This is a genomic window from Ferrimicrobium sp. (genome assembly GCF_027319265.1).
Lineage (GTDB): Bacteria > Actinomycetota > Acidimicrobiia > Acidimicrobiales > Acidimicrobiaceae > Ferrimicrobium.
Genome location: NZ_DAHVNP010000012.1, coordinates 1 through 17,901, shown reverse-complemented (window position 1 = coordinate 17,901; position 17,901 = coordinate 1). Strand labels below are relative to the sequence as shown.

Below are 17,901 nucleotides of genomic sequence, written 5' to 3'. Positions count from 1 at the left end.
AAGGATCACCAACGAGCCATCAAGCTCGCCAAGGCCAAACCCACTACATCCTCTGCTGGCCCCACCTACACCTCGGTCCCCTGGAACCCCACCCTCCCCAACGAGGTCGCCACCATCTCTATCCCGGCCCTGAATATCTCTGCCCCTATCCTTGCTGAGGGTCCCACCAATGGAGCACTCACCATCCCTCCAGATGTGCACAACGTCGGCTGGGATGAACAGACCCCAACCCCGGGAGAGTCCGGCGTTACCCTCTTGGCAGGCCACGTGAATTGGGTTGGCCAAGGTGAGGGAGCCCTCGGTGAGATCGGTCAACTCGTCCCCGGGGATCAGGTGATCCTCAACTGGGGTGGACACGAGACCACCTGGCAAATCACCACCAAACCAACCCTCTCCCCCAACACGGTGGCTCACCCCCAGCTCTTCACCAACCAGGGTCCCCCAACCCTTGCTCTTGTGACCTGTGGTGGCCCCTTCACGGAGGTCCCCGGCGTGGGAGGCTCCTATGCCGACAACGTCATCGTGGAGGCGTCACCGGTGATGGCGTGAAGGGGCGGCTGAGTGTGGGTCTTCGTTTAGTAGTTCTGGGCGTAGCCCTGGCTGGGTGGTTGCCCCCACCTATTCTCTGCAGGATAGGGGCGCATCGCGAGGAAGACCAGGAGGGTGATGGGGCCTGCAATCGGAATGAGGCAGATCAACCACCACCAGCCACTGTGATTGGTGTCGTGAAGCCGGCGTATGGTGAGGGCGAGGCCTGGGATGAACGCTGCAAGGCTGTAGAGATCAGCAATGGTGCCGGCGATGGGTGAGTGACCGGTGACCAAGAGGAAGACGATTGAAAGGGCTAGGTTGACAGCGACTGCCTTCCAGTACGCTGGGCGGTTCGCGCGCCCACGAAAGTTTGTGTAGTTGAGCCACATCTGTTCATAGGCCTGGATGAAGGTCATTGGCGCTCCTTTTTATTGGTTATCTTACCAGGAAGACCATCTTGGGATTGTTGGGCCGTATGAGTATGCGATGGAACGTATACTTATGATTCATGAAGGTAGCGGTAGTTGGTGCTTCGGGGTACGTCGGTCAGATCGTGTGTCAGCTGGCGTTGTGGCATCCACGTCTCGAGCTTGTTGCGGTTCAGGGACAGGATTCAGCAGGCGCGTTACTGCGCGCTATCGTTCCGGGTGTTCACAGTGGTGTTGATGAGCTTGTCGTTGATCCGGTGGGTTCAGATCCTCGTGGAGCCGAGGTCGTGTTTCTTGCGCTCCCACATGGGAGGAGCCAGGAGTTGGCGCCGGAATTCTTGGGCCAGGGTCGCATCGTGGTTGACCTTGGGGCGGATTTTCGTTTCCGTGATGTAGGGACCTATAAGACCTGGTATGGGTTATCTCATTTGGCAAGTGAACTGTTGAGCGAACGTGTCTACGGACTCGTTGAGGTTCAGCGAGTAGAACTCATGGGGGCGCGGTTGATCGCGGTCCCTGGGTGCTATGTAACGGCCGCGAGCCTCGGGCTGTGGCCTCTTGCGATGCGATCACACCTTGGTGATGATCTCGTGATCGTCGACGGCTATTCGGGCGTCTCAGGGGCTGGTAAGGGACTCAAGGCCTCGACGCACTTTGTCAGCGTGAACGAGAACCTCTCCGCCTATGGTCTCCTTGACCATCGCCACACTGGAGAGATGGAGATGAACTTGGGGAGAAGGGTCCTCTTCACCCCACATCTCGCTCCCATCACCCGTGGAATCTTGACGACGTCGTATGCGGTGCCGTCCGTTGAAGCTCGACCCTTCGTGGGCCAAGCCTTGATTGATCTCTATCGCGAGTTCTATGCGGACTCGCCGTTTGTCCGTGTGGTCGATCAACCTCCCGGAACTCGCGATGTCTTAGGTACGAACTACATTGCGATTCACCCTGTATACGATCCGAGGACAAATCGGTACGTGGTGATCTCGGCGATCGATAATCTTGTTAAGGGGGCTGCGGGTCAAGCGATCCAAGCCCTGAACGTCTCACAGGGTTGGCCTGAGGAGCTCGGACTCGATCAGTTAGGAGTATGGCCATGAGTGTGACGTTTCCAGAGGGGATCCGAGCCGCCGGCGTCGCATCTGGGATCAAACCAGATGGAGGGCTAGATCTGGCCTTCGTCGGCTTTGCCGATGGGGGAGCACACGTCGGTGCGGCCGTCTTCACCCAGAGTGCAGCCGCGGCGGCACCGGTGCAGGTCTCCCGCGATCACCTCCGTACCTCAAAGGGTCGAGTAAGGGGAGTGGTCCTCTCCTCGGGGAATGCGAATGCGCTCACGGGTGAGCCAGGGCTCGCGGCGGCACGACTCATGGTCTCCTCAGCTGCGAATCAGTTTGGGGGCGGAGCTGATGGGTACCTCGTGTGTTCTACTGGGCTGATCGGGATTCCGTTTCCCGCTGAACGGATTGAACCAGGACTTGAGCTCCTCGGTGGCGAACTCGGTAGTGATCCACATGCGGGAGAGCGGGCGGCCCATGCGATTCGTACGACCGATACCTTCGCCAAGGAGGCCCAGAAGGCTGGTGCTGGTTTCCGGGTGGGTGGAATGGCCAAAGGGGCAGCGATGATCGCACCGAATATGGCGACGATGCTCTGTGTGCTCACGACGGATGCGAGCTTGACGCCTGAGCGAGCCCAGAGCGCGCTCAGCTGGGTTGTCGATCAGACCTTTAACCGCATCACCATCGATGGGTGCACCTCCACGAACGATACTGTCGTTCTCCTGGCCTCGGAGGTAGGAGCTGAGCCAGGTCCTGACTTTGAGGAGAGCCTCCTCGAGGTCGCTGCGCAGTTGGCCTACGCGATCGTCTCTGATGCCGAGGGCGGGAGCAGGGTTGGGCGCATCCGCGTCATCGGGGGAGCAAGCGTCGCTGAGGCGGAGCGCTGTGCCCGTGGCGTTGCAAGTTCGCTGCTGGTGAAGTGTTCGTTGCTTGGAGGTGATCCCTATTGGGGGCGGGTGCTGGCCGAGGTCGGCAACGCACTACCGGAGGCCGATATGGGTCGCGTCTCAGTTTCCTATCAAGGGGTGCAGGTGTGTCAGGGTGGGCTCGATGCGAGCGCCGAGCTGAGTGTGGCGGATCGGCGTCGCCTCGATCACCGTATGGGTGAACGCGAAATTGTCATCGAGATCGACTTGGGTAGGGGTTCTGAGAGCGTGGAGGTCTTAACGGCCGACATTGGACATGGCTATCTTGAGGAGAACCGGGGGACCTCGTGATCACCTCAGATCCGCAGCTCCGTGCGCGCACCCTCGTCGAGGCGCTGCCCTATATCCGCCAGTTCCATGGCCAGATCATCGTGATCAAGTATGGGGGGAATGTACTTGGCGATGCGGCGGCCTCGCTCACGGAGTTAGCCCAAGACGTCGCGCTCATGCGATCGGTCGGGATGCGCCCGGTCATTGTCCATGGCGGAGGGCCACAGATCGACCAACTCGCCGATCGCCTTGGTCTGACGCCTTCGTTTGTGCATGGACTGCGGGTGACGGATGCGGCGATGCTCGAGGTGGTAAGGATGGCGCTCCTTGGCACCGTCAACCCAGCGATCGTGACCGCTCTTGGTTGCCAGGGCGCTGCAGCGGTCGGCCTCTCTGGGGCCGACAGCTCATTGGCCATCGCCACGAGGATCTCAGACGAGCTCGGCTTTGTTGGCGAGATTCGACGGGTCCAGAGCCAGGTGGTGACCGAGTTAGTCGAGAGCGGTGTAATACCGGTGGTGGCAAGCCTCGGGGTCGAGACGAGTGGGGGATTGTTGAATGTGAACGCCGACTCCTTCGCCGCCTCACTTGCTGTTGCGCTTGGTGCGGCCAAGTTGATCTTCTTGACCAACGTCGCTGGTCTGTTATCTGAGATCGATGATCCGGGATCGCTGATCGCTAGGGTCGGCGTGGATGAGATGCAGCTCCTGATCGAGGGTGGTCAGATCCGTGGTGGGATGATTCCCAAGGTCGCTGCGGCGCTTGGCGCCGCGACGGGAGGGGTGGAACGAGTTCACCTGATCGACGGAACCGTTCCTCACTCACTATTGTTGGAGTTGTTGACTGACGAGGGTGTCGGGACAATGATTGAAGGAGGGTCCAGATGACGGGAACACTGCTAGGGCTCTATGGGGCACCAATGGCCAATATTGTACGAGGACAGGGTGCTTGGCTCTATGACGACGAGGGCCACCGCTATTTGGACTTCCTCTCCGGGATCGCAGTCACCTCCCTCGGACATGCCCACCCTGTGGTGCAGGAGGCGCTCGTTGGCCAGCTTGGGCGCGTTTGGCATACCTCGAACTTCTTTACGACACCGCCAGGGTTGGAGGCTGCTGCCAAGATCGGTGAGATCGCTCCCTTTGAGGATGCTGGTGTCTTCTTCTGCAACTCAGGAGCTGAAGCGATTGAGGCTGCCCTCAAACTGCTGCGCAGAGCCCGTCCAGACCGGCCCAAGGTCGTGGTGTTGAGCAACTCGTTCCATGGACGCACCTTTGGAGCGCTCTCGGCAACGATGCAACCGGGCAAACGGATACCCTTTGAACCACTCCTGCCTGGTTTTCTCGAGGTGGCGCTCAATGATGTGGCGGGACTCGAAGAGGCCCTCGCCGATCCGGAGGCCGGTGCCGTCCTCTTTGAACCAATCCTCGGTGAGGCCGGGGTCTATCCCCTTGGGGATGCCTTCGCCGAAGCACTGATCAGAGCCCAACAAGAGGATGGCATTTTGCTGGTGGCCGATGAGATCCAGACCGGGATGTGTCGAACGGGAGAGTGGTTGGCCTCCTCTCACTATGGGATCGTCCCTGATCTCTTCACCCTCGCCAAGGCACTTGGCAACGGGATTCCGATTGGAGCCCTTGTGACGAAACCCGAGGTCGGTGCCGCCTTTCTTCCGGGTGATCATGGGTCGACCTTCGGTGGCAATCCGATCGCAGCCACTGCTGCGGTTGCGGTGATTGAGTTCATGCAGCGCTCGTCGATGACCGAGAGGGTTCGCCATCTTGGAGATCTCGCCCTTCCTCTCTTGAAACCGCTCCCCGGGGTGACACAAGTCGAGGGGAGAGGACTGATGTTAGGGCTGCAGCTTTCCGCGCCGGTCGCCAAGGAGGTGGTGGAGAGAGCTTTTGCCGCCGGACTCATTCTGAACGCCCCCAAAGCTGATCGCTTACGGCTGCTCCCTCCGCTCATCATCTCAGAGCCGGAGTTGACACAAGGGTGTGAGCTACTCGCTGGTGCCTTGGGGGAGGTCCTCGGGTGATCGTCGACGATATCGATGCGCTCTCGGTAGAGCAGATCAACTGGCTGCTCCATCCCCCAATTGAGGGCTCCCTGTCAGGCGCTGGGGGTGTCGAACCCCCACGGCAGTCTTCAACCGGTCGATCGGCCGATGACGTGGATGAGCCTAGTGGAGCCGGAGCGAGCGCCTCGGCTCCTGGGATGGTTCAGGATCCAGCGAGGACCGATCAGGAGTGGCGCGCGAGTCGCGTCACCCCGGAAGCGGATCCCCTCAGCGGCGAGGCGAGCCTGGCGGCGGAGTTCTCGGTGCCCACGTTCTTTGGCTCCGATCGCTTCGTTGGTGCAACGATGGCCGGCGTCTTTGAACACCCGTCGCTGCGAACCCGGTCGGCCTTTGCTGGCGCGGCCTATGCGGTAGGGGCGCTCCCCGTCTTTTTTGTCGGCGATGAGATCGGCATTGACACTCGTGAGAGTGCCGAAGATGTTGCTCACCTTCTCTGTGAGCATCATCAGCTCATCGGAGCACGACTCCGCTCCCACGATACCTTTGTAAGAATGGCCGAGGTGGCGATGGCGTATGGTCGACCGATGGTCAACCTCCTCACGGATTGGGCACACCCCACCCAGGCCCTGGCCGACCTCATCACCATCGTTGAGCACCTTGGTGTGGAACCAGGAGCCCCACTTCCGAGCCTTCGCATCGCGTACCTCGGGGATGCCAATAACGTTGCACGCTCTCTCACCAAGGCAGCGATCGCCGTCGGCTGGGACATCACGATCGCCGCACCCAACGGCCATCAGTTTGGGGTCGAGGATGTGGCGAGTTTTGCGACCTATCGTAAACTCTGTGGCACTGAGTCACGAGTGGAGCTAACTGATGACCCCAGCGCAGCGGTCCGTGAGGCCCGTGTGCTCTATACCGATGTGTGGGTCTCGATGGGGGAGACGGGAACGACTGAGCCCTTTGAAGGGTTCGCGATCGACGAGGAGTTGCTGCTCAGTGCCCCAGCGGACGCCTTTGTGATGCACTGTCTGCCGGCACACCGTGGCATGGAGATCGCGGCCTCGGTGATCGACTCGGAGCGCTCGGTGGTGTGGGCTCAGGCAAGAAATAGATTGGTGGCGATGGAACGACTCTTTCGGCTCATCAGTGAGGAGGATTAATGGCAAAGAATCAGCGTCAGTACCGGATCGCCAAGCTAATTAGTCAGGCACCGATCTCAGCCCAGCAACAGCTCGTGGATATGTTGGCTGAAGAGGGGATCACCGCCACCCAAGCGACGGTCTCAAGAGACTTGGATGAACTCGGTGCCATCAAGGTCAAGGGTCCAGGCGGCGCCAGTATCTATGCTATTCCTGATCTACCGAGGGATCAGATCAGCACCGAGGGGTACCTAAAGCGGGTGCTTGGCGAGTGGGTTGTCGAGGTGGTGAACTCTGGGGATCTGGTGATGCTAAAGACGCCGCCAGGCTGTGCTCACGTCGTCGCCTCAGCGCTCGATCGCACGCGTCCCGATGGCGTGCTCGGCACGGTCGCCGGAGACGACACGGTCTTGGTGCTCGCCGATCTGCCAATGGGGGGTGATCACCTCGCCAAGCTCATGCGAGAGGTGGCAGGCCTACCCGGATGAGAGAAGTTGACTCAAGACAGTCTCGAACGGGTGCGCGCAGAGCGACCAGCGACAGCGTGATCAGCCACAGAGTGATCGATGCCCGAGCTAGCAGTGATAGATCTAACAGACCTGTCACTAGAAGTGGCCGAGGTAATAGCACCATTGAGGGCACCACTAGAAGAGATGGTACCGGAATGGGTGTCATCAGAACTGGTACAGCCAGAACCGCTACAGTCGGAACCAACACCGCCAGAACCGGCGCCAGTGGGACAGGTAAGCGAACAGGATCTACCAACGAGCAGACGTTCGCCACGCGATGGGCAAGGATCGGCGAGTCGTGAGGGAATGCGGGCACGTGGGGCGTCGCTACGCTGTGGTTGGGTCATCTCCGGGTTTGGAGCCTACGACCTCGATGTGCACCTCGCAAGAGTGAACCCTAAGGGTGAGGACAGGCTGTACCTGGCGTTGGCGAGAGAGGACGATGGCGGTGCGCCAAGGAGCGTGCCCCTGAGTCGATTTGTTGGTGTGACGATTGATGGCGTGGCGGTCGTAGAGATTTGTCAGCCCAGTCGAGTGATCGGACCGGTGGTAGCTGGTTCGTCGGTTTTTGAGTAAGAGGAGATGTGATGACAAAGACAGTGGTACTTGCCTATTCCGGGGGACTGGATACTTCAGTAGCGCTGAAGTGGTTGCAGGTTGAGAAGGGATACGAGGTGATCGCCTGTTCGGTCGACGTCGGTCAGCAGGAGGACCTCGAGGAGGTACGCGTGCGTGCCCTCGCCACCGGTGCCAAGGTCGCAGAGGTCGTTGAGGTCCAAGATGAGTTCGCCAACGAGTTCATCGCCCGGGCGATTCGCGCTGGAGCGCTCTATGAGAACCGCTATCCACTCGTCTCTTCGCTGTCGCGCCCGATCATCTCCAAGCACCTCGTCGAGGTAGCGCGCCGCCATGGAGCGGACGCCGTCGCTCACGGATGTACCGGTAAAGGAAACGATCAGGTGCGTTTTGAGGTGGCGATCCGAACGCTCGCACCGGATCTCGAGGTCCTTGCTCCGGTGCGCGAGTGGGGATTCGCCCGTGAGGACTCTATCGACTACGGGCTCACACACGGTGTGCAGATCAATGCCAACCGGGCGAACCCCTACTCGATCGATCAGAACCTCTGGGGGTGCGCCATCGAGTGTGGTGAGATGGAGGATCCCTGGAACTCTCCACCCTCGGACATCTATGCCTACACGCTTCCTCATGGTTCGGTCCCTGAGAGCATCGTCATCGGGTTCAACAAGGGGGTTCCTGTCTCCCTGGATGGGGAGGAGTTGCCCCTCTATCTCCTCATCACCCGCTTGAACGCGATCGCAGGGAGCTATGGGATTGGCCGGATCGACATGGTCGAGAACCGTCGAGTGGGTATCAAATCGCGTGAGGTCTATGAGGCTCCGGCGGCGACGGTGCTCCTTGAGGCGCATCGCCAACTCGAGGATATTACCCTGGAGCGCGAGCTTGCGCATGCCAAGATCGAGTTGGGTCTCCAGTGGGCGACGCTCGTCTATGACGGCCTCTGGTACTCCCCGCTGCGTATGGCACTCGATGCCTTCATGGAGGAGGCATCCACCGTCGTCACCGGAGAGGTGCGGGTACGGTTCTCTCCCAATGGGTTTGTCGTGGACGGGAGGCGCAGTCCACTTTCGCTCTATGACTACGAGCTTGCCACCTATGCTAGGGCCGATACCTTCAACCACCTCGATGCCGAGGGATTTGTGAAGATCTTCGGTTTAGGGCTTGAGACTTGGTCCAAGCGACAGGGTAGAGTACAGCCATGACCCTATGGCAGAGCCGGCTGAGCGCACCCCCCGCGGATGCGCTTCTTGCCTTCACCGAAAGCCTCTCCTTCGATCAGAAGCTCTGGCGTTTTGATATCCAAGGATCCCGTGCCCACGTTGTTGGACTCACGCGCGCCAAGTTGTTGAGTGAGGAGGAGAGTGTCTCGCTCCTGGAGGCGCTTGACAGCGTCTACGCCGAGCTTGAGACGGGAAGTTTCCAATTTCTCCCCTCCGATGAGGATATCCATACCGCCGTCGAGCGGCGGGTGACGGAGTTGATCGGCGATGCCGGTGCCAAACTCCACTCTGGACGCTCGCGCAATGATCAGATTGCCCTCGATCTTCGTCTCTATGGTCGCAGTGCGATCTTTGCGATCGCTCAGGGTGTGATCGACTTTCTCACGATGATCGCCGATGTTGCTGAGGCTGCGGGGGACGCGGTTATGCCTGGTTATACCCACACCCAGCGGGCACAGCCGGTACCGATCGGCCACTACCTCCTTGCGCATGGCTGGGCACTCCGCCGTGATCTGGATCGTTTGCTCGCGACCTATGGTCGTATGGATGTCTCGCCACTGGGTGCAGGTGCTCTTGCCGGTACCACGCTGGCGATTGACCCGGAGTTCACCGCGACTGAGCTTGGCTTTGCCGCGGCCTTTATGAACAGCTTTGATGCGGTCTCTGATCGAGACTTCGTCGTCGAGATTCTCTTTGATATCGCCTTGCTCGGAGTTCACCTCTCCCGCTTTGCCGAAGAGATCGTGATGTTTACCACCGAGGAGTTTGGCTTCTTCCGTCTCGATGACTCCTACTCCACCGGCTCCTCCATGCTGCCCCAGAAGAAGAACCCGGACATCGCGGAGCTTGCGCGGGGCAAGACTGGTCGCTATATCGGCAATCTCGTCTCGCTTCTCGTCACTCTTAAAGGCACCCCTTTGACCTATAACCGCGACCTGCAGGAGGACAAAGAGCCACTCTTTGACTCGGTCGAACAGATGGTCCGCGAACTGGTTGCCTTCCACGGCATGGTCTCGACTATGACCTTCGATTACGAGCGGTTGCGGGCTGCTGCATCGTCTGAGTACCTCCAGGCGATCGATATCGCAGAGTATCTGGTGACCAACGGAGTGCCCTTCCGTAGAGCTCATGGGATCGCCGCTGGGCTGGTCCGTGACTCGCTCGAGCGCAGGGTGCCCTTGCGTGAACTAGTCGGAGCACATCCCCAGCTCGGAGAGGAGGCGATGTCGTTGATCGAAGCAGATGCCGCGGTGCGTCGCCGTTCGGCGGCAGGTGGTGCATCGATTGATTCTGTCGTCGCCCAACTCAAGCGTTATCGCCAGGAACTGCACGACCTCACGGGTGTGGTTGCGAGCTTGAACCCCGATCTAGAGGACTGAGCACAGAGAAGACTGGGCTCAGAGAAGACTGGGTACAGAGAAGACTGGGTACACTGCGCGTGGGGGATTCGCGTCCCAGCGAGCCGGAGCTTTTCACAGCAGGCCGATCAAGTCTTGGGGGGGGTTCAACATCTTCGCGAGCATCTCTGAGTGTCAGGACAGAATCAGAGGTAGACGCATTGGATAACGAAGTTGATGCCCTCTCGGACGGTAATCAAGAGCGGCTGCTTGCAGGGAGCGTCTATGTCGGTTGTGGTGGGAGGGCAGGCCCATGCCATTGGGTGACGACTGCGGCGATCAATCGACATGATTCGTGCTTCGACGAAGGGGAACGGAGCGTACCCGGCTGGTTGACGTGGGTAGAACTTCAGTTGGAGCGATGTGGGATGGCGAATTCCAAGAACTGCTTGGATGCGAGGTTTGAAACACATGCACTCTACCGGCTCGAGTCTCGTGGCGGGAAGGTTGAATGAGGGCGCGAGTAGCCCACCAACGGTGCGGCGAGATTTTTCTGGGATGACGGAATTGAAGCTGGTGAAGGCGGTCTCCGAGCCTCGCTTCGTTGCGCAACCTCATTGGCCTGATAAGCTTGATAAATCATGTTAAACTTTGTATATGAACCCGGCAGAGAATCCTTATAATCCAGGGGCGGGAACGCCACCCCCGGAACTCACTGGGCGCGATGGCCTGATCGAACAGTTCGGTAGTACTGCCAAGCGCTTGGTTCGAGGTATGCCTGGACAGAGCACGGTCCTTGTTGGCCTCCGCGGAGTTGGCAAGACGGTGCTTCTGAACGTATTCGAGGCACAGGCTACGGCCGCTGGCGCAGTCACCGAACACTTGGAAGCCGATCAAGACACCCTTACGCCAGATGTGTTGGCCCGTCGAATGCGGAGTGCTCTCTATAAGTTGGCACCTCAAGAGAGCTGGGGACGAGGGGCTCTGGCGGTTGCGTTGCGGGTTGTGGCCTCCGTTCGCGTCACCTTCGCACCACGTGGCGTTACGCTTGGACTCGATGCGGAACCGCTCAGTGGCACGGGAGACTCTGGTGATCTCAGGGAAGACTTTGTAGACCTTTTCGTCTCTGTTGGACAAGCCGCCCGAGAGCACAAACGTGGAGTAGTCCTTGCAATCGATGAACTACAGAATCTGCCCGATGACGTGTTCCGCGCCTTGATTATGGGTCTGCATCGGTGCTCGCAGCTCAAGCTCCCGGTGATGGCGGTGGGTGCTGGCCTCCCAACCATCAAAGGGAAGGCGGGCGACGTGAAGACGTACGCCGAACGACTCTTTCAATTCCTCGAGATCGGATCACTTGACACGAGTGATGCTACACGAGCGCTGATCGTTCCCGCTGAACAATCCGGCATTAGGTTTGATGAACGTGCTGTGGATGAGATTTTGGCGCGTTCACAGGGCTATCCCTATTTCCTACAGGAATGGGGTTTCGGTGTCTGGAATAGTGCGGCGGGGCCGATAATCTCCCATAAGGATGTCATGCTGGCAGATAGGGGCGTCCAGACAAAGCTCGACGCATCCTTCTTTGGAGTCCGCATGGGTAGGTTGACCGCCCAAGAAAGACAATACCTTCGAGCCATGGCCGACCTAGGATCAGGGCCCTATCGATCGAGTGACATCGCCACTGCTCTGGGCATGACCCTACAGCGAGCAGCGCCAATTCGCGGTCGCCTGATGGGCAAGGGGATGATCTGGTCCAGTGACTATGGTGAGACTGCCTTCAGTGTGCCTCTCTTTGCCGAGTATCTCCGGAGATCGGTGATAGAACCGACCCGTTCAACGAAGCCATAACGCTAGCTGTGTTCGAACGAGGCACGATCGCTCACTTGTGGGCGCGACCGACGGGAGCGTCAAAGCCGCTTCTCGGGGGTTGGGCATAGGCTTTTCCCCGATCATCCTTCTCGACCCCAACACGGCTGATCTCAGTCCGGAGGTTGGCGAGTGTGGCTCTCCTCGAGTCCCGCACCTCTTCGAAATAGGCGAGGAGGACGAGTATCTGGTAGTTGAGCTAGTCTGAAGTTATCCCCTGAAGCCGTCCTACCTGGACTTATTCCAAAAGTTCCTGGCTACCGTAGGCATGTAGAAAGGCCGCTCACCTGGGGTGAAGTACTTCCAGGGGGAACTTCGGGCTAGTACAATGTGCCACCTCCAGTTGCACGGGAACCTGGTGATCGCTAACCGTCGTAATAGCTACCATGGCATCGCCGGTAACTCGTCAAGGGAGATACGCGATACTCAGCTACGGAGAAGATCGTTCGTCCTCGGGTGAGTAACGCCACAGTGTTTGGCTACCGTTGCTTGTGTTCGCCCGCTTTCTTCCATGATGACGGCGTTTTTTTGCATGAGTTCTGGTCGTACTCGTAGAGGTGTCGGATGGTCTCAGCGTGGATCGCGGAGATCGTCACATTGCATAGACGTTGCCGACTTCGATCGCCCACCATGTCCCAGCGATGCGTGCAAGTGTGAGATAGACCTCCCAGCCTATCTTGGCGAGTGCTGATGCCTCTTCGGAGACAGCGAGGGGGCCTATCCCCCCTGCAAAGTACAGCGCGCCTGGTTCCACGCGCTCAATCATAAGGCGGTCCTCGATAATGTCCCCGGAGTCTATGGCGTTGAGATTGAAGACTGGAGCTTTACTGCACTGTCGGTACAGCAGGTTGGCGAGGTGTTCGGCACGAGGGAGATCGCGCGCAGCACGTGCCCAGTCCAAACCGAGGTCCCGTTCCTCCGTACTTACATAACCGTGTTCGTATAACCAAGTGGCGAGCTTCTTTGCGACCGTGGCTGACGAGCGCAGCAGCTCCTGGCTGGCCAGCACCTTCTTGACCATGAAGTAGCCGAAGAACTCTCCAAAGTGCTCAGTGATGTGTTCTGGACCAAAGAGGCGGCAGAACGCCTCATAGTCACCAGCATTGAGCGCCTCCTGAAAGCGCCCCATGTCAGTCTCCTCAAGGGACTGATAGGCATAACCGTTCAGCGAGTGACGAAGGAGGACAATCACATCCGCGTAGTTGCGCATCGTGCGAGCTGAGACTCGACTCTGCTGATCATCAAGGAACGCTTCGAGCACGGTATCGATTGTCACATCTTGACTCATATGCGAATACTACCAGTTGGGTGGTGAATCGATCCACCTAAGCGTCAGAAGAGGCCTGGTGGCGTGGGAAGGATGCGGATTAGGCCAAATGTTGTCCGTACGGTGCATGGCCAGGGAAATCTATCGCTAATGTGGCACTATGCAAATTCAGCGTTCTCTTATGATGGGGGTCACCTGTGGTGCGCTTGCCTTCTCACTGGCAGCCTGTGGCTCGGCTGGAGCCACCGCGACCAGCACCTCCTCGTCGGCGAAGTCAACGCCTTCTCAGTCGTCGAACAGTTCGTCTTCGGCGAATTCGTCCCCTTCGGCGCCCACCAGTGGCACAGAGTTTTCACTCTCGAAGTTGGCTAGCTACACCAACTACGCCTTCACCTACTCGGCTGCTGCGGGCGGAGCGACCATAACCTTTACTGGCGCCGTTCACTCCCTCACCGATTGGCGATTGCAGGCTAGTTCGCCTGCGGTGACAAATTATGACGTGGATGGCAAGGGATACGGAACTGTCTCTGGATTGTCGGGCGTTACGACGACGACCTTCGCTACCCCAGAGGGCATTCATCACCTCAATGGACAGTATGTCTCTGCTCAGGCGTTGATCGGTATGACGCATGTGTATGGAGAACAGGTTCGAAAGGGCGGCTCGTGCACTGTGGCTGGCCAAAGTGGAACCATCTACAACCTTGGAACGCCGAAGAATGGCTATATTACGATCGGTGATCAAGCCTGTGTCGCATCCAATGGCGCTTTACTTCTCTTTGCCCAGGGGGTTACTGGTGGTGCCAGCGCGACTGCTTTGCATCTGACAGGTGACTCGGAGGTTTTCCAGATCACCGCTGTCGGTGGTGTGGGTCCAATCGCAGCACCATAACGGCACCACTGGCATCTTCAAGCATTTCACGTCATCTGTGCACCCACCTCTAGTCAAAGGCTAAGGAGGAGTGAGGGACGGGCTTGCTGGAGAGGACCACGGCGCCCGATGACACGGTTGGCCTCTGGTTGTTGTTGACACGGTTTGGGATCGGTTCATTTGGTGGTAGCTGTGTTGGTCGATCGGCTCAGTTCTCAAGCCCGATTGACAGCCAGAGCCCAATTGAGTAGGCCAGATCGTAGAGCGTCGCGGTGATCCCTTGATGGAGTACCTCTATGATCAGGGCAGCCGTGAAGGAGCGCCGCAGATGGCCCGATACGAGCGACGACAACGCCATGGGTAGCCCGAGCTGACGCACGATGAGCGATGCGTTGGCCAGGAACTGCCGGTCGAGCAGCAGGATCGAAGCCTTGATCTGTTGGCTACGCGCGAGTCGCTTGCTGAGGTGGTTGGTGAGGTTGAGGGCGGCGAGTGTCGCTGTCGTAAAGGGTGCGAAGACGACCCAGGCAAGGGAGGGAGCGTCTCTTAGCTGAGGGATGAGTGTGAGGTCAGTTCTTCTCCGCAGGTGGCCTACTGAGTATCCATAGGTGGCCGTCTTGATGAGTCGGGTGAACAAGGGTTGATGGTGGTGCACACAGACGCTGTTTGGTGCGTAGATGACTAGGTGGTCAGGATGACGGAGGCGGTTGATCAGGTCAACATCCTCGCCGAGGCGTAGATCCTCCCCAAAGCCACCGACAGCCTCGAAGTGCCGCCGATCGATCGCAAGGACGGCGCCCGGCAGATGATTGAGGTGCTTGCCATCGACCATCGTCGGTGAGGGGCCAAGGTCGAGGGGAGAGAGGTGGCCCTCCTCGATCACCCGTGGAGCGAGCGCGACGATTTGGTGGTTGGTGAGCAGTTTGAGGAGGGAGAAGAGCTCTTCATCGATGCTGACGATATCCGCATCGATGAAGAGCAGTACCTCATTCGTGCTCTTTTGTGCACCCAGGTTGCGTGCTGCCCCAGGACCAAGGGATACCGTGTTGCGTACGATGACGATGCCGTCGATGTCGATGTCGATCGGGCTCTGGGAGGCATCGTCGACGACAATGACTTCATCCACCCAGGGCGAGGCGACAAGATTCCCCACCAAGGTGGCAAAGCTATCAGGGGGAGGATTACGTGCTGGTATCACTACCGAGATGGTGGGAGTGCGCAGCGATCCAGATGAGGGAACCAAAACTCCAGCTGCGATCAGTGGCCCATACGCACCAGGATGGTCGGTAGCAAACTCGCATGGGAGATCACCCGCGACAGCGAGGAGTTCAGTGCCTCGTGGATCAACGATGAGTGAACCGAGCCGCTGACCATCTTGGCGCGTTAGTTGGACGGACTCCCGAGCTATCTGCTCACCCACGAGCGATCATCGAATCTTTGCCGGGCTGTCGTCGCCAAGCAACCGTTGAACATTGACCCTGGGGTTGTCGCCAACCGTTGGTCTGGCTGTGCTGGGATCTCTCATACTGGGATCTTTCGCATTGGGGCCTTTCGCATTGGGGCCTTTCGCGTTGCAATCGTTTTGGTACAACGTGGTGTATCGGTCTCGGCGGGGTCATGCTATCGGAGTTAGGGGGTTGGCTCCAGCGCGAGTGGAGGCTTGCGCTCTAAGACGGCGAGGGTGACACCGACGCAGACGAGGATGGCGCCGGCGAGCGTTCCGATGGTGATCGTCTCGCCGAGGAGGACGACCCCGAGGATGATACCCACGAGTGGTTGGAAGAGGAGCAGTACGCCACCGCGGGAGGCGCTGACGTGCTTGAAGCCCCACACCCAGAGGAAGAAGGCGAGCGCCATGCCGACCACGCTGATATAGAGTACTTCTCCCCACTGGGCGAGGTTCATAGGGAGAGGATGGCGTGCATGGAAGTAGGCCACGGTTGCGAAGGGGAGTGAGGTGATCGCGCCTACGGTGCAAGCGAGGGTGACTACCGTCAGGGCACTATAGCGGTTCAGCAGCGAGGTGGACCCAATGGTGTAGAGCGACCAGCAGACCGCCGCTACCAGAAGCAATGATACGCCGAGGGTGGTGTCCTTGCCGGGTGCGGGTGTCCCGACGATCACGATGACGCCAACGAAAGCAAGCGCGATGGCGAGCCATCGTCGTAAGGGGACGTGTTCTTTCAGAATGAAGGCACCGAGCAGGGCGATGAGAATTGGTGACGATGCGGTGACGAGGGAGCCAAGCGCAGCGCCTGCAGCGTGCGTACCGTAGAACTGGAATCCGATGGAGACGCTAAAGCCGATGACGCCTACGCCGAACATGGGTAGGTAGTCTCGTCGTTCGATATGGAGTTGTCGACCTCTGGCTGCGATAAAAACCAAGATTATCGCAGAGATGCCCTCGCGGAACTCGAGTACTACTAACGGTGGCATCGTGCGCATGAGGGCATCACTCGCAACGTACATCCCACCCCAGATTGCTGAGGAGAGAGCCAACGCCAAAAACCCCTGTGTGCTCGCCTTCACCGCAGGTCAGTCTAGTGTTCGCCGGGGCTGTCTCCCTTCGAGCGGAGGTCAACTCCGGTCGTAATCAAGATTTCGATGTGATGACTGAAGCGATGGGCGTCGTCGGAGATACCATGTCAGTGCGGTGCCTAGCAGGATCACCCACAGCTTGCCAACGAGTTGGCCCTCTAGCGCCACTCCGAGTGGAATTCCAGCCAGTGTCAGGAAGACGACAGAGTCAACGACTTCGGCGAAGAGTCCGGCGATGAGGACAGAGGCGGCCAAGTTCCAGCGCTGTAGCGGGGTGAAGATCATAAAGTCAGTCGACTCAGAGAGGAGGAAGGTGACGCCTGAGGCGACGGCGAGCTGTGGGGTAGAGACGAGTGCGGAGACGAGCGCACCGATGAAGATAGCGGCGATGCCGGCCTTTGGACCAGCGAGGCGCTGGACGTAGTCGCGTGCGACGAAGGCGACCGCTGCCAGATAGACCCCCGATGGCGCCTCAAGTCCGAAGCCAACGGGGAGAACATGGGCACCAGGAATCGGGGTTCCGACGTGGGCGATCATCCAGTTGGAGCCGACGATAGCCCCAATGTAGACACCAAGGGCCAGCCAGGCCCCCCAGGAGAGCCGCTTCAACAGGGAACCTTCGTCGTTTGGGTTAACGATCGGCTCACGCGAGCGAGGCAACCTGGTTATAGCTCGCGATGAGGGCAAGAGCATCGGACCGAGAGGCGGTGGGGGCGAGACGCTCAACCATCGGTTTGATGGCGATACCCCCGCGGGGGTTGAAGTCGCCAAAGATCCGGAGGAACTTGGGGGAGAGGAGTCCGTTGAGATCATCGGCGATCGTATTCACACAGGACTCGTGAAACGAGCCGTGGTTGCGATAACTCACCAGGTAGAGCTTAAGACTCTTGCTCTCGACGCAGAGCTCATCGGGGATATAGTCGATCACGAGTGATCCGTAATCGGGTTGACCGGTGATCGGACAGAGGCTGGTGAACTCGGTTGCGATGAGCCGGATGACAAAATCTGTCCCAGGATGAGGGTTCGGGAACGCCTCAAGCATGGCCGGGTTTGGGTCCTCGTAGTGGTACTGCGTGGGCGTCCCGAGCTGGGTAAGGCCTTCGGTCACAGCGGTGTCCTTCCTAGGTTGGTCTCCGTTTTGCTATCGAGTGTAGGGCACGAGGAGCCGGTCTAGTACCGTGAGGTCAACTCATGCGTTTCGCCGACTAGACTTGTTCCCAGCCGATCCAAAGGGAGCGTGTTTGATGGCAATCGAACTGACTACAAAGGATTGTGACGCACTCGACGATGCCGAGCTCGAAGAGTTCGCTGCCGTCAGTGATCTGCAGGGTGCAGCCTT

18 protein-coding genes are annotated in these 17,901 nt (G+C 59.0%); 12 read left to right on the top strand and 6 right to left on the bottom strand.

What is annotated here, in order from left to right; all coding sequences use genetic code 11:
• On the top strand, positions 1-549 hold a 549-nt coding region (locus tag M7439_RS01165; protein ID WP_308464345.1), incomplete at its 5' end, for a class F sortase.
• A gap of 26 nt (positions 550-575) precedes the next feature.
• On the opposite strand, the gene M7439_RS01160 is transcribed toward M7439_RS01165, so the two are convergent.
• Positions 576-947 (bottom strand): DUF805 domain-containing protein, encoded by a 372-nt coding sequence (locus tag M7439_RS01160; protein ID WP_298345527.1) that lies wholly within the window; start codon positions 945-947, stop codon positions 576-578.
• 92 nt (positions 948-1,039) lie between these two features.
• Here M7439_RS01160 and argC point away from each other — a divergent pair, with 92 nt between their 5' ends.
• The 10 genes from argC (at position 1,040) to M7439_RS01110 (ending at position 11,871) form a co-directional block, all read left to right on the top strand.
• Positions 1,040-2,059 (top strand): N-acetyl-gamma-glutamyl-phosphate reductase, encoded by a 1,020-nt coding sequence (gene argC / locus M7439_RS01155; RefSeq protein ID WP_298345524.1) that lies wholly within the window; start codon positions 1,040-1,042, stop codon positions 2,057-2,059.
• Complete coding sequence (argJ, locus tag M7439_RS01150; protein ID WP_298345521.1) at positions 2,056-3,237, top strand: bifunctional glutamate N-acetyltransferase/amino-acid acetyltransferase ArgJ; 1,182 nt, start codon at positions 2,056-2,058, stop codon at positions 3,235-3,237. The genes argC and argJ overlap by 4 nt, the downstream gene beginning before the upstream one ends.
• Positions 3,234-4,103: an acetylglutamate kinase gene (gene argB / locus M7439_RS01145; RefSeq protein WP_298345518.1), complete on the top strand. Its 870-nt coding sequence runs from the start codon at positions 3,234-3,236 to the stop codon at positions 4,101-4,103. The genes argJ and argB overlap by 4 nt, the downstream gene beginning before the upstream one ends.
• Positions 4,100-5,254 (top strand): aspartate aminotransferase family protein, encoded by a 1,155-nt coding sequence (locus M7439_RS01140; RefSeq protein ID WP_298345515.1) that lies wholly within the window; start codon positions 4,100-4,102, stop codon positions 5,252-5,254. Before argB ends, M7439_RS01140 begins: the two co-directional genes overlap by 4 nt.
• The gene (locus M7439_RS01135; protein WP_298345512.1) at positions 5,251-6,396 is read left to right on the top strand and encodes an ornithine carbamoyltransferase; all 1,146 of its coding nucleotides are present in this window, start codon (positions 5,251-5,253) and stop codon (positions 6,394-6,396) included. The genes M7439_RS01140 and M7439_RS01135 overlap by 4 nt, the downstream gene beginning before the upstream one ends.
• Positions 6,396-6,863 (top strand): arginine repressor, encoded by a 468-nt coding sequence (gene argR, locus M7439_RS01130; protein WP_298345509.1) that lies wholly within the window; start codon positions 6,396-6,398, stop codon positions 6,861-6,863. The genes M7439_RS01135 and argR overlap by 1 nt, the downstream gene beginning before the upstream one ends.
• Before the next feature lie 165 nt (positions 6,864-7,028).
• Positions 7,029-7,460 (top strand): hypothetical protein, encoded by a 432-nt coding sequence (locus M7439_RS01125; RefSeq protein WP_298348910.1) that lies wholly within the window; start codon positions 7,029-7,031, stop codon positions 7,458-7,460.
• A gap of 11 nt (positions 7,461-7,471) precedes the next feature.
• Positions 7,472-8,665 carry an argininosuccinate synthase gene (locus M7439_RS01120; RefSeq protein ID WP_298345504.1) on the top strand — a complete coding sequence of 398 codons (1,194 nt, stop codon included), beginning with the start codon at positions 7,472-7,474 and terminating at the stop codon, positions 8,663-8,665.
• Positions 8,662-10,062, top strand: a complete 1,401-nt coding sequence (argH, locus tag M7439_RS01115; RefSeq protein WP_298345501.1) for an argininosuccinate lyase — start codon at positions 8,662-8,664, stop codon at positions 10,060-10,062. Before M7439_RS01120 ends, argH begins: the two co-directional genes overlap by 4 nt.
• Positions 10,063-10,677: 615 nt before the next feature.
• Entirely contained in the window at positions 10,678-11,871 is a 1,194-nt protein-coding gene (locus tag M7439_RS01110) for an ATP-binding protein (RefSeq protein ID WP_298345498.1), read from the top strand.
• Positions 11,872-12,481: 610 nt separating this feature from the next.
• On the opposite strand, the gene M7439_RS01105 is transcribed toward M7439_RS01110, so the two are convergent.
• A complete protein-coding gene (locus tag M7439_RS01105; RefSeq protein WP_298345495.1) occupies positions 12,482-13,177 on the bottom strand; it encodes a hypothetical protein in 696 nt (231 codons plus the stop codon).
• 139 nt (positions 13,178-13,316) lie between these two features.
• Between M7439_RS01105 and M7439_RS01100 the strand changes: the two genes are divergently transcribed.
• Positions 13,317-14,045, top strand: a complete 729-nt coding sequence (locus M7439_RS01100) for a hypothetical protein (protein ID WP_298345492.1) — start codon at positions 13,317-13,319, stop codon at positions 14,043-14,045.
• A gap of 187 nt (positions 14,046-14,232) precedes the next feature.
• On the opposite strand, the gene M7439_RS01095 is transcribed toward M7439_RS01100, so the two are convergent.
• The 4 genes from M7439_RS01095 to queF form a co-directional block, all read right to left on the bottom strand.
• Positions 14,233-15,444 (bottom strand): glycosyltransferase, encoded by a 1,212-nt coding sequence (locus tag M7439_RS01095; protein WP_298345490.1) that lies wholly within the window; start codon positions 15,442-15,444, stop codon positions 14,233-14,235.
• Positions 15,445-15,653: 209 nt separating this feature from the next.
• A complete protein-coding gene (locus tag M7439_RS01090) occupies positions 15,654-16,553 on the bottom strand; it encodes a DMT family transporter (RefSeq protein WP_298345488.1) in 900 nt (299 codons plus the stop codon).
• 48 nt (positions 16,554-16,601) lie between these two features.
• Positions 16,602-17,171 (bottom strand): VUT family protein, encoded by a 570-nt coding sequence (locus M7439_RS01085; protein WP_298345486.1) that lies wholly within the window; start codon positions 17,169-17,171, stop codon positions 16,602-16,604.
• A gap of 34 nt (positions 17,172-17,205) precedes the next feature.
• Complete coding sequence (queF, locus tag M7439_RS01080; protein WP_298345484.1) at positions 17,206-17,670, bottom strand: preQ(1) synthase; 465 nt, start codon at positions 17,668-17,670, stop codon at positions 17,206-17,208.
• Positions 17,671-17,901: the final 231 nt, after the last annotated feature.